Here is a 12330-nt window from a genome sequence, read left to right on the forward strand (position 1 = left end):
CGATTATTGCAGTGGTTTTTTATAAGTAAAATACTTATTTATGATTTGAGAAGTTATCACCCTTTGCCATACGATCGTATAAAATCACATTAACAGCCGCGGCAAGATTCATACAGCCTTTGGTTGGAACATAAATAGTTTCACGACAAAAGTCAGTAATTTCTTTTTTTAGTGTGCCGTCTTCTGGGCCAAAAATATAAAATGCACGTTTAGGATGTTTATATTCAGGTAATGGTTTTGCATCTTCAATTAAATCAACGGCAACAGGTACACAACCGACAGGAATGATCGCTTTTAGATCTTCAACACCAATTAATGGAATATCAAGTGCAACATTTTTGGTATCTGTACAAAACTGCGCAGCGTGATCATAACGAGTGCCAGTATAAAAGACAGAGTTAACACCATAACAACCTGCAGCTCGCATAACAGAACCAACGTTTTCAGGTGTTTTGGGGTTAAAAAGGCCTACGCAAGAGTACCCCTGACTTTTTTTGCTCATATGTACATCTACTTTAGAAATTATGGCGAGAATATATACCTAAATGCGATACGTCGCAGTGGTATTATTTTATAGAAAATAAAACAGGAACTTAGGCTCCTGTTTTATTTGTTGATTTATTTACCGCAGCATTTTTTATATTTATTACCACTGCCGCATGAACAAGGATCATTACGGTTCGGTGTTTTATCAAATGTTGTTGTGATTGGCTTATTTAATGTCGCAGTAAGTTCAGTTATATCTTCAACAGCATTAGTATCTACAGTGATCGTTGCAAAAAGTTGTTGTTCTATAAGCTGCAGTTCTAGCTCTTGTTGACGTTTTTCAGTATTCACAATCAATGTGAGCGGATTGGTTTCCGTGCCAAGTTTAGTTTCGCGTTTCGTGTTGTAGCCACAGCTGCTGTGTTTGGGCTTCTTTTCGATGCGACCTTTATAGAAAAATTTAGACATGGGTTAACCTACTTGCTATGAAATATTAGCGTTATCATTATTTAATGAGTGCGCTTAATAACGAAAAAGCCACCGAAATTAAGGTGGCTGAAATTGCGGGCATAATAACCGCCATCGTGTGTGTTATCAAGTATTGAGCTAATGCTTCAGTAATAAAAGTCATCAGCTGATATAAACCTAAATAGAGTACTCAGTGTTTCTTCATCGATTTTTGTTGAAGTAAACGATTGCATTGTTCTTATCATCTCTTCTACACTTAAGCGGTTTTGATTACACTGGGTGATCAAACGATGAGTTGCTCGTAGTTATTATATAGACGAAAAAACCTATCAAATTAATAGGTTTTTTCGTCTACCACAGTAGACAATAATTGTTAGTATGCTCAATATATATAGAGTAAACAGTGATAAATTGTCTGATATGTTAGTGTATTAGCGATAAATACGATGGTTAGATGTAACATATTGACTGATAAAATTATTAATGTATAACAAAAATTTTCAATTTTTATCACGAAAAATGCATAAAAAATTGAAAATTACGGCATAATAACGCCCGTTATACCAAGCAATTGATTGCTGTACCAGATCGAATGATCTGTAAATAAATGGGAACATTACATGGTTAAACCAGAAAATAACGCAATTGTAATTTTTGGTGCGTCAGGCGATTTGACTCATCGAAAACTAATCCCTGCGTTCTATCATTTATACGCTAATGGTTTATTGCCAGAAGATTTCGCTATTTTGGGTGTTAGTCGTACGGCATATAGTGATCAGGAATTTCGTGATAAGCTTCGTTCTGCATTAGAAGAAAATGAAAAAACGGATGCAGCAATATTAACGGAGTTTTGTGAGCATTTATATTATCAGGCATTGAATACTTCTGATGCTGAACAATACGCCGTATTAAAGCAGCGTTTAGATGTTTTTAAAGATACTCACCATACACATGGCAACGCTGTCTTTTATCTCGCAACGCCACCGAGTCTTTATGGTGTAATTCCTGAGTGTCTTGCTGCTCATGGTCTCAATGATGAAGCGGATGGCTGGAAAAATCTTATTGTAGAAAAGCCATTTGGTTATGATCTTGAATCGGCTATTTCTCTTGATAAACAAATTCACGCATGTTTCCAAGAACATCAAATTTACCGCATTGACCACTACTTAGGTAAAGAGACAGTACAAAACTTACTTGTCTTCCGTTTTGCTAATGGCATGTTTGAACCATTATGGAACCGTAATTTCATTGATTACGTTGAAATTACCGCATCTGAAGCCTTAGGCGTTGAAGATCGTGGTGGTTATTATGATGGTGCGGGTGCGGTACGTGATATGTTCCAAAACCACCTATTGCAAGTTCTAGCAATGGTAGGTATGGAATCTCCAGCTGCTATTAACGCTGACTCGATTCGTGATGAAGTGGTTAAAGTGATGCAAAGCTTTAAGCCTTTATCAGAAGATGATTTGACTAACAATTTAGTCTTAGGTCAATACACTGAATCTGATGTTCGTGGTAAGCATCTACCAGGTTACCGTCAAGAACATGGCGTTAATACTGATTCACGTACAGAAACGTATGTTGGTATGAAGATGTTTATTGAGAACTGGCGTTGGAATGGCGTACCATTCTACGTTCGTACAGGTAAGCGTTTACCGACACGTGTAACTGAGGTTGTTATTCATTTTAAGAAAACACCGCATCCAGTGTTTGCAGCTAAATCAGCTGAAAATAAGTTGATTATTCGTATTCAACCTGATGAAGGTATCTTAATGAGTTTTGGTTTGAAAAAACCAGGCGCAGGTTTTGATACGCAAGAAGTATCGATGGATTTCCATTACGATAAACTTGAATCAATGAATATGCTAACAGCTTACGAACGTTTATTGTTAGATTGTATGAAACAAGATGCAACTTTGTTCGCGCGTACTGATGCAGTAAAAGCGTGTTGGAAGTTTGTTCAACCTATTCTTGATCACAAAGAGCAACCTGAACACTTATTTGGTTACGCAGCAGGAACATGGGGACCAAAAGAAGCTGATGAGTTATTAATTAATGATGGTCGTCAGTGGCGTTTCCCTTGTAAAAATTTAGCTAATACTGATTATTGTGAGTTATAAACATGATTAATTATAAAGTATTTGCGACACCACAAGATGTGGTGATTTCTCTTGCTGAAACCATGCAAGCGCTGAGTTTACAATCTCAAGCGGTACATATTTCCTTATCCGGTGGTAGTACGCCTAAATTGTTATTCAAAGTATTAGCGCAAGCGCCTTTTGCTGACAGTATTCAATGGAATAATCTTCATTTCTGGTGGGGTGACGAGCGTTGTGTTGCTCCTACTGATGCGGAAAGCAATTTTGGCGAAGCAAATGAATTGTTATTTAAGTATATTACAATTCCTGCCGCTAATATTCATCGTATTCGTGGTGAAGCCGAGCCTGTTGCTGAATGTGCACGTTTTGCAGCAGAAATGGATGCAGTTATTCCGCATAAACAGGGATTACCTGCATTTGATTGGATTTTATTGGGTATGGGCGGCGATGGTCATACCGCTTCTTTATTTCCACATCAGACCAATTTTGATGATCCTGCATTAGCAGTGATTGCCACTCAACCACAAAGTGGTCAGCAACGTATTTCAAAAACAGCGCGTTTACTTGAAAATGCTGACCGTATTACTTATTTGGTATTGGGTGAAAGTAAGGCTGAAGTCTTATCTGAAATAAATAGTACACCTGCGGAAGCATTAGCTTACCCTGCGGCAAAAATTAAAGCCTCTCATGGCGAAACAGAATGGTATTTAGATGCAGCAGCTGCAAAGTTGCTTGCACAAGGAGAATAATATGAAAGGCGATATTGGTGTTATTGGTTTAGCTGTTATGGGTCAAAACTTGATCCTTAATATGAATGATCATGGTTTTAAAGTTGTTGCGTTTAACCGTACCGTTTCTAAAGTAGAAGAATTCCTTGAAGGTCCTGCAAAGGACACTAACATTATCGGTGCAACATCATTAGAAGATTTGGTGGCTAAACTAGAATCACCACGTAAGATCATGCTAATGGTTCGTGCTGGTGATGTTGTTGATGCATTTATTGACCAACTTGTACCGCTATTAGATAAAGGTGATATTATCATTGATGGTGGTAACTCAAACTACCCTGATACTAATCGCCGCGTTGCTGAACTTGAAGCTAAAGGTTTACTATACGTAGGTTCTGGTGTTTCTGGTGGTGAAGAAGGTGCTCGTTTTGGTCCTTCAATTATGCCGGGTGGTTCTGAAGCTGCATGGCCTGCAATCAAACCTATCTTCCAAGCCATTTCTGCAAAAACAGCAGCAGGTGAGCCTTGCTGTGATTGGGTTGGTAAAGATGGTGCGGGTCACTTTGTTAAGATGGTTCACAATGGCATCGAATACGGTGACATGCAATTAATTAGTGAAGCATACCACTTTATGAAATCGGGTCTTGAGCTATCTCATGATGAAATGCAAGCGATTTTCCAAGAGTGGAATAAAACTGAGTTAGATAGTTACTTAGTTGAAATTACTGCGGAAATCCTTGGCTATAAAGATGAAGATGGTCAGCCTCTCGTAGAGAAGATCCTTGATACTGCTGGCCAAAAAGGTACGGGTAAGTGGACAGGCATTAATGCACTTGATTTAGGTATTCCCCTAACGCTAATTACAGAAGCTGTATTTGCGCGTTGTGTTTCTTCAATGAAAGATCAACGCGTTGAAGCTGAGAGCCTGTTTGGTAAAACTATTGCTAAGATTGATGGCGATAAGAAAGAGTGGGTTGATGCATTACGTCAAGCACTACTAGCATCAAAGATCATTTCTTATGCACAGGGCTTTATGTTAATCCGTGAAGCATCTGAAGAATTTAACTGGGATCTAAACTACGGTAACGTTGCGCTTATGTGGCGTGGTGGTTGTATTATTCGTAGTGCATTCCTTGGTAATATTCGTGATGCATACGATGTGAATCCTGATATTAAATTCCTTGGTTCAGATACGTATTTCAAAGATATTCTATTAAGCAGTATGCCTGCATGGCGTAAAGTTGCATCAAAGGCGATGGAAGTTGGTCTACCAATGCCAACCATGACATCAGCACTAACATTCCTTGATGGCTACACAACAGCAAGCTTGCCTGCAAATATGATTCAAGCGCAGCGTGACTACTTCGGTGCTCACACATATGAGCGTATTGATCAGCCTCGTGGTCAGTTCTTCCATACGAACTGGACAGGTACTGGTGGTAATACTGCATCGACAACTTACGATGTATAATATGTAAGTAATCGATATGATTAAGCCACCGTATAGGTGGCTTTTTTATACTAGTTGTACAATGACTTATCTTTATTAATTTGCTTTACGTTGGCAATATAGTAGGGCTCGTAATTCCATATTTTCAGCTTCAAGTGCGACTATTTGCTTATGGGCTTCTGTGCGCATATTTTCATTTGTTGTTCGCGTTTTTTCAAAAATATCGCTCAGCGCACTGAATAATTCCTCTCCAGCAAGTAGCATTTCTTTACCACTGATTTCAATATTATAAGAACGTAATAAATCACGCGCATACGTTGTTAAATCCCCTCTTGCGCGACCGATTTCTTTATCAATTAATGGGCAAGTGTGGGGGTAGGCGAAACCTGACATATTTTGTACCTTTAAAGTCAAATATCCATAAACATACAATTGTTATAAACCTCCATGCCTATGAGGTGATTTTCGCTTACAATTTAAAGTTGATCAATATTCACACAATAAGTTTGCTAAAAAATGACATTTTAATAAAAAGTGTTTATTTATAAATCGATTATTGTGCGTTTGCTTGTGTGGAGGGAGACTAGGGATCAAATAAATAAGCCCCCAACACCATACGGTGAAGGGGGCTGTGTATTGAGGTGGGGGTTAACTTACTTCAATTGGCCCACCAAAGGCTGTTACTGGTGGTAATTCGCCTTTGAATTTTTCAATATTGACCAAACACGTTTGAGCACTGGTCGCTTGCGCTAATTCAGATGTTGGTATATCCATGGTTAAAGTATTTGGATCGCCATAGGTATCAATCGCACCAATTTTCTCATTTAATGGCCCGTACCATGCACCTTCCTCTATACGAACGACACCTTGTGGATAGCTGTCTGTGATAACCGCACCTGCAAGTAATTGACCGCGATCGTTAAACACACGTACCACATCGCCATTCTTAATGCCTTTTGTTGCGGCATCTTTTGGGTTGATGTAGACAGGTTCACGACCTTGAACGGTGTAGGTTGCGCGGAACTCATCGGATTCACACATTTGTGAGTGCAAGCGTTTGTCAGGGTGACAAGATTGCATCCAGAATGGGTGTTTATCTGAGCCAGGACCACCATGTGAACGTTCTGTCTTTTCAAACCACATTGGGTGACCTTGACAGTGTTCATAGCCATAACGAGCAATTTTACGGCTTGATATTTCAATGAAACCGGATGGTGTGCCTAGCGCATTAATTTCTGGATCTTGACGGAAGTCTGCATGTCGAACCCAGGGCTTACCCGTACCAAAATCGAGGAATCCTTGCTTCCAGAAAACATCAAATTCAGGCATGTCGAATTTGCCTGCGTTGGCTTTACGGCAATCGTTATACAGCATTTGAACCCACTGCATTTCATCCATGTCACGGGTGTATTCTTTATTTTTACCAAAACGACGAGATAATTCAGTGAAAATATCAAAGTCAGTTTTTGATTGGTACAGTGGGTCAACTAACTTTTGCATTGCGATTAAGCCACGGCCACTGTATGAGCCCATAACGTCAATATCGTTACGTTCAAACTGAGTACATGCAGGGAGTACAATATCAGAGAAGCGACAGGTTGCTGTCCATGCAAAATCAATTGTTACCACGGTTTGTAATTTTTGGAACGCTTGCTTCATTCGGTTGCGATCTTGGTGGTGATGCCAAGGATTGTTACCACTGATTACCATCATTTTGTAATCAGGTAGAATCACTTTAGAACCATTGTATTTAATTTCTTTACCCGGTTCTAAAATACAATCGACGAAACGTGCGACAGGGATCGTACGACTATAACCATTGAAGTCGTTGTTATCCCATTTCGGTTTTTGCCCCTCATCTACGTTACGAGGGAAACCGCCAGGTGCTGCAAAACCTGTCGATGGTACACCGATACCTGAGTAATGGTGACCATAAGAAATACCACCGCCAGGTAAGCCAATTTGTCCAACCATAGCCGCAATAACCGCACCCATCCAGTAAGGTTGCTCACCGTGTTCTTGGCGTTGAATACACCAACCAAACAGAATTTGGGTACGCTCTTTAACCAGCATACGGGCAAATTCACGGATTTGATCAGCGGGTACACCACAAATTTCAGCGGCCCATTCTGGTGTTTTTTCAACGTTATCTTTGGTTTCGCCTTTGACGTAACCAATAAACTCATCAAAGCCCAGGCAGTACATTTTGATGAATTCTTTATCATAAAGATTCTCAGTGTAAAGCGTGTGCGCTACACCCAGCATAAACGGTACATCTGTCTGCGGATGAAGGTAAAGATGGGTATTTTCTAAGTAACGTTGGGTCTTGTTTTTAACCGGATCAACCGAAATAACATTGATCTCACCTTTCGCTACTTTTTCTTTTAGCTGTGCAAGGTAAGGGTAAGACTCATGTGTTTCACAGTTCCAACCTACTTGGAGGTTTTTAACCGGATCGTTAGCCCATAAAATAATGTTTTTACTGTTGTCTAAAATTTCAGACCATGACGTACCTTGAGCATATACTTCAGTCGAACCTAGCACGTAAGGCATGATGGTTTGACCTGCACCTGTTGAGTAGTCGCCAACTTTAGTGATGTAATTACCGTGCATACCGACAGCACGTTGCATGTGGCTGGTACAGCTATGGAATTGACCCGTTTGACGCCAACCTGTTTGACCCGCGTGGAGTGCCCATGGACCGTAATCTTTTTGAATACGTTCTAGTTCACGGTAGAACAAATCTAAGGCTTCATCCCATGTCACACGTACAAAACGATTATTACCGCGTGTTTCGCCACTGAACTTATGTTTTTTAAGCCAGTCTAGACGTACCATTGGGTAACGAACACGTGATGGATTATAGATAATACCTTTGATGCCTTTTAGCATTTCGGTAGGGTTTTTATCTATTTCAATCGCTTCAATTTGTTGTACTTTACCTGCGTATATTTGAGCGCGGAATGCACCCCAGTGAGAGCCAGAATAGCGCCATGTTCCTTGACCTATTTGATCGTTTGCAAACACTTTTGATGATGCGAGTAGGCTCGGACCGATAACAGTTGCAGCACTTGTTGTGGCAAGACCTTTAAGAAAACTTCTTCTCGATACTGACATATTTATTTTAACTCCATCAAAACTTAGTGCTGTGCATCAGAAAAATCAGATGAATGCTTCTGTAGATACTTCAATACAATAGCTTCGCTATCACGGTCAAAGTTTACAAATGCCAACATACCGTTAAACATGCCCGGCCATGTATTTGCATCAAAATGCGCTTCAGCTGGCTGAGTGTGGCACACTGAACAGTTAGTGGTGTAAGCCGTTTTTGCTTGTGCCCATACCGGTGTGATGTCGTTCACTAATGAATCTTTAGGCATCCATACCTTTGCTGTAACACGCTGCCAAGGTAAGCCTGTTAAGTCATCGACTTTCTCTTCATATTTATCAACAACTTTATCGTTTTGTGCTGATTCTTTAACAAGCGATGCAACAGGAATATTCATACCAAAATCTTCCTGAATCACACGGCCATAGCCTTTATCTTTACGCCAACCCGCAATCTCAACCTCGACGGCATTATCTGTCTCATCGATAACTTTAACGGCTGATGCTGGATTTAGAATACCGGCTTCAACGGTCATTGCTTTATCTTCATAAACAGGTAGGAAACGAACGCTATAAATCACTTCACCTTTACTGTAGTTAGTACCATGAGAAAATTGGACTAACTCTGATACCATGCCGCCACTGGTATCCATATCTTTTGGTAAGTGGTGAGCAATGCCTTTATGACAATCAACACAGCTTTGATCACGCTCTGCCGCATTTTTCATTTGAACGCGTGCGACAGGCGACATTTTTTCGAAATCCATGCCTTTGTAATCATGGCAATCACGACATTCCTGTGAACCATTGGCTTTAAAACGTTCCCATTCATGCTGCGCTAGCACAATTCGACGATCTTCAAATTTTTCAGGAGTATCAATGAACCCAGCAAAATGGGCAAAGACTTCTTTACTTGCTTGAATTTTGCGTGAAATTTTGTCTGTCCAATCATGAGGAACATGGCAATCAGGACACGTTGCTCGAACACCCGAACGGTTCTTATCATGAATAGTATTTACGTATTCAGGCACGACATTATCGGCATGACAGCTTACACAAAATTCTTCAGTATTCGTTTTTTCAAGGGCAGTATTAAATCCGCCCCAAAAAATAATACCCGCAACAAAACCGCCAAGGGCTAAAACACCAAGGCTAATGTGAACACTTGGGCGTGATAGGGTCAGCCAAGCTTTTTTTAAAAATGCTTTCATTATTGTTTCTCTTTAAATGATGCTTGTAGTGTGAAGTAGGGGATCAACCACCGTGACCGGGAGGACCAAAGACAAACAATTGCAACATCCAAACTGTGAAACCATAACCACCAACGAAAATGACACTTAAAATAGGGAACAGGAAAATGGTAATAAAAAGGAACATTTTCCATTCGCGGCTACGTGTTTTCTTGGCAGTAGAATCAGTAATACTGCTCATAAAACCTCCTAAAATATGGTTAAAGGGAAAGTTATTTCTTATAAATAGTTGTATCAATTTTAATTTCAATATGATCATAAAGTAGACCGCTGTACTTATTCAATTACTAAATGCGCAATTCTGTTATTAAAATAGTATTTTTTTGAATTTAAACTGAGTTGTTAATGTTTAAAATACATATGTTTCATTTAATTATTAATTAAATAACTATGTGAAAAAATAAATAAAAATCAAACTTGCAGTGGTGTTGTCATTTTGTTTTATTAATGGGTTGTTGTTGTGTGAAATTGTTGCTTGATGTGATGTTGTGTGGCATGAAATGGTGTGATAAGTAATATGAAATTGAGTTTGTTAAAACTATTACTAATGTAAATATTAATAAAACGACGATTAAAGGGGATATATGAATAGAGTTGTTAATATATAAGGGGGTAAGGAGAGAGCTATTGCATAGCTCTCGAATAGGTTTTAATCAATTAATTGATATTCTTGGCGTAGTATATCAATAATTTCATTTTTTGGATCTTGGCTCAGAATAATTGGGTGTCCAGTGATCTTTTCTGCGATATTGGTGTATATTTTTGATATCTGCATTAATATATCTTGAGGGAGTGCATTTTCTGCTGCTAATGCAAAACGTTCAGGCATACGTTCTTTATTTAATAAAATATCGGGTTCAGGAAAATAATTAAGTAATACTTGGCGGAAATCTTCTTTTGAATTTTCAACTATTTGTCCATCACGATATGCAGCTCCATCCCAAATTCGAGAGGAATCTGGTGTACCCACTTCATCCATATAGATAAGTTTCTCATTTCCGCTAGCATCTGTTACGTAGCCAAATTCAAATTTAGTATCGACAAAAATTTGGTCTAATTGCGCTAATTCATTACTAATAACTGTAAAACCATCAGCTAATAGTTTTTCATAGTAGCTAATATCATCAATATGACGGAAATTGAAAGCCTGATAATTATTAATGAGATCATCACGAGTTACATTAATATCGTCAGCTTCTGGTACATTAGGAATGCCTTTTAGAATACCTTTCGTTGATGGTGTCATCAGGAGTTGTGGTAGTTTTTGATCTTTTTTCAATCCTTCCGGTAATTGAATACCACAGAACTGACGTTCGCCTTGCGTGTATGCACGCCACATTGAACCTGTAATATATTGACGACAAATAGCTTCTACCATTACTGGTTTTGCTTTTTGTACAATCCATACAAAAGGATGGGGAATATCAAGAATATGGCTGTCGGCTAAGCCATTATCTTTAAATAGTTTAAACCAATGATTTGAGATTGCATTAAGTGCCGCGCCTTTACCGGGAACACCTTTCAAACCACCTTCACCATGCCAAATACAATCAAATGCAGAAATTCGATCACTGATGATCATTATTGCTAAAGGTGCATCAGGTTGAACGTTATAGCCTTTTTGTTGAATAAGACGACGGCTGTCTGTGTCTGTTAGCCAATAAACAGATCGTACTTTTCCACTGTGAATGGGTTTATCGGTGCGGATGGGAAGGTCGTCATTGACGGCAAGAACTTGATCAGCAAGACTCATGGTGAAATTCCTATTTCAAAATGATGGCATCGAAATACAGAGTGTTTAAGATAAACATTACCTCAAGCACTCATCTTATTGTGCATAATACTCGGTTCATTGTATGACTACCAGCAAAAAAGCAAACGATTGCTTTTTGATTTTAAAATAGTCTTAAATGTAAAGTATGGTGATGAAAGACCATACTTTACATATTGAGAGGTGTTTTATTAAGGATTAAAAACGTTGATAGAAGGCATGTAAATCACGAGGAGTAATATAAAACATGTGTAAGAACCATTGCTTAGTGTCGTCTAAATTGAACCAGACTGGTGTAAATTGGAAATGACTCCAATTGGTAACAACTTGTAGCGCCCCATCATAGCTTGGCGCTAGATCAAATAAGATCACAATGGCAATAACTTGAGCAAGACTAATGAATGGTTTAGTAAAGGCAAAGGGTTTAAGTGCGGTACCAAATGAGGATTTAAAGCGTTTGTTTGATAGATCGACGCTGTATATCTCATCTAGGATTAAATGTACGATGCCGCCAAGCAGAACAAATCCACCCGCAAACCAACTGTCAGTTGCCGTGTGCCCTAATAAGACGCAAATATGGACACAGCATAGTGCAATAAGAGTCACAAATGAAATTGAGTGACATGCGCCACGGTGAACCGTACAACGGTCAAATACGGCCTTGCCAAAATAACGAATAGTAATAAACAATGAGATGACATATAGAATCAGCTCAAGCATTGCGACGCGGGTGTAGATATGGCTGATGAGTAAAAAACAACAAAACCCCGCCAGAAGTGTAAACAATGCTTTCATTGACGTTGAATGGTCTGAATCTATATCAGGTAAAAGTCCACCGATGGTACCAAAGAAGGTCATCCATAGTGCAATGCTGGGGCTAATATGATCAGCCGACAATAATGTAGTTGCTGTTAAACCACTAACAATTGCTGCAATTGTGAAATGGGTCGAGAAATTTGCCAAGAAAAAT

Annotated in this window: 11 protein-coding genes; 3 read left to right on the forward strand and 8 right to left on the reverse strand. The window is 39.1% G+C overall.

The annotated features are described in order from the left end of the window. Positions 1 to 34 precede the first annotated feature (34 nt). Together VXS03_RS16140 and VXS03_RS16145 are read right to left on the reverse strand one after the other, a co-directional pair. On the reverse strand, positions 35 to 502 hold the full coding sequence (locus VXS03_RS16140; protein WP_327764920.1) for an RNA methyltransferase: 468 nt from the start codon (positions 500 to 502) through the stop codon (positions 35 to 37). Positions 503 to 618: 116 nt separating this feature from the next. Beyond that, positions 619 to 954, reverse strand: a complete 336-nt coding sequence (locus VXS03_RS16145) for a PBPRA1643 family SWIM/SEC-C metal-binding motif protein (protein ID WP_327764921.1) — start codon at positions 952 to 954, stop codon at positions 619 to 621. A gap of 620 nt (positions 955 to 1574) precedes the next feature. Here VXS03_RS16145 and zwf point away from each other — a divergent pair. The 3 genes from zwf to gnd are packed head-to-tail and all read left to right on the forward strand — an operon-like array spanning position 1575 to position 5252. Beyond that, complete coding sequence (zwf, locus tag VXS03_RS16150; RefSeq protein ID WP_327764922.1) at positions 1575 to 3074, forward strand: glucose-6-phosphate dehydrogenase; 1500 nt, start codon at positions 1575 to 1577, stop codon at positions 3072 to 3074. A gap of 2 nt (positions 3075 to 3076) precedes the next feature. After that, complete coding sequence (pgl, locus tag VXS03_RS16155) at positions 3077 to 3802, forward strand: 6-phosphogluconolactonase (protein ID WP_327764923.1); 726 nt, start codon at positions 3077 to 3079, stop codon at positions 3800 to 3802. 1 nt (position 3803) lies between these two features. Further along, positions 3804 to 5252, forward strand: a complete 1449-nt coding sequence (gnd, locus tag VXS03_RS16160) for a decarboxylating NADP(+)-dependent phosphogluconate dehydrogenase (protein ID WP_327764924.1) — start codon at positions 3804 to 3806, stop codon at positions 5250 to 5252. Positions 5253 to 5327: 75 nt separating this feature from the next. Here the strand turns inward: gnd and VXS03_RS16165 are convergent, their stop codons facing one another. The 6 genes from VXS03_RS16165 to VXS03_RS16190 all read right to left on the reverse strand — a co-directional run bounded on the left by VXS03_RS16165 (position 5328) and on the right by VXS03_RS16190 (position 12323). Next, positions 5328 to 5624 carry a hypothetical protein gene (locus tag VXS03_RS16165; RefSeq protein WP_327764925.1) on the reverse strand — a complete coding sequence of 99 codons (297 nt, stop codon included), beginning with the start codon at positions 5622 to 5624 and terminating at the stop codon, positions 5328 to 5330. A 255-nt stretch (positions 5625 to 5879) separates the two neighbouring features. Beyond that, positions 5880 to 8348, reverse strand: a complete 2469-nt coding sequence (torA, locus tag VXS03_RS16170) for a trimethylamine-N-oxide reductase TorA (RefSeq protein ID WP_327764926.1) — start codon at positions 8346 to 8348, stop codon at positions 5880 to 5882. 23 nt (positions 8349 to 8371) lie between these two features. Then, positions 8372 to 9550 carry a pentaheme c-type cytochrome TorC gene (torC, locus tag VXS03_RS16175; protein WP_327764927.1) on the reverse strand — a complete coding sequence of 393 codons (1179 nt, stop codon included), beginning with the start codon at positions 9548 to 9550 and terminating at the stop codon, positions 8372 to 8374. Positions 9551 to 9593: 43 nt separating this feature from the next. Continuing rightward, positions 9594 to 9770: a trimethylamine N-oxide reductase system protein TorE gene (gene torE / locus VXS03_RS16180; RefSeq protein WP_327764928.1), complete on the reverse strand. Its 177-nt coding sequence runs from the start codon at positions 9768 to 9770 to the stop codon at positions 9594 to 9596. Between the two features lie 468 nt (positions 9771 to 10238). Then, positions 10239 to 11342 carry a phosphoribosylaminoimidazolesuccinocarboxamide synthase gene (locus tag VXS03_RS16185; protein WP_327764929.1) on the reverse strand — a complete coding sequence of 368 codons (1104 nt, stop codon included), beginning with the start codon at positions 11340 to 11342 and terminating at the stop codon, positions 10239 to 10241. Between the two features lie 216 nt (positions 11343 to 11558). Further along, complete coding sequence (locus VXS03_RS16190; protein WP_327764930.1) at positions 11559 to 12323, reverse strand: metal-dependent hydrolase; 765 nt, start codon at positions 12321 to 12323, stop codon at positions 11559 to 11561. Positions 12324 to 12330 lie beyond the last annotated feature (7 nt).

Origin of the sequence: Photobacterium sp. S4TG1, from assembly GCF_036040035.1 — a bacterium.
In the GTDB taxonomy this organism is placed as follows: Bacteria; Pseudomonadota; Gammaproteobacteria; order Enterobacterales; family Vibrionaceae; genus Photobacterium.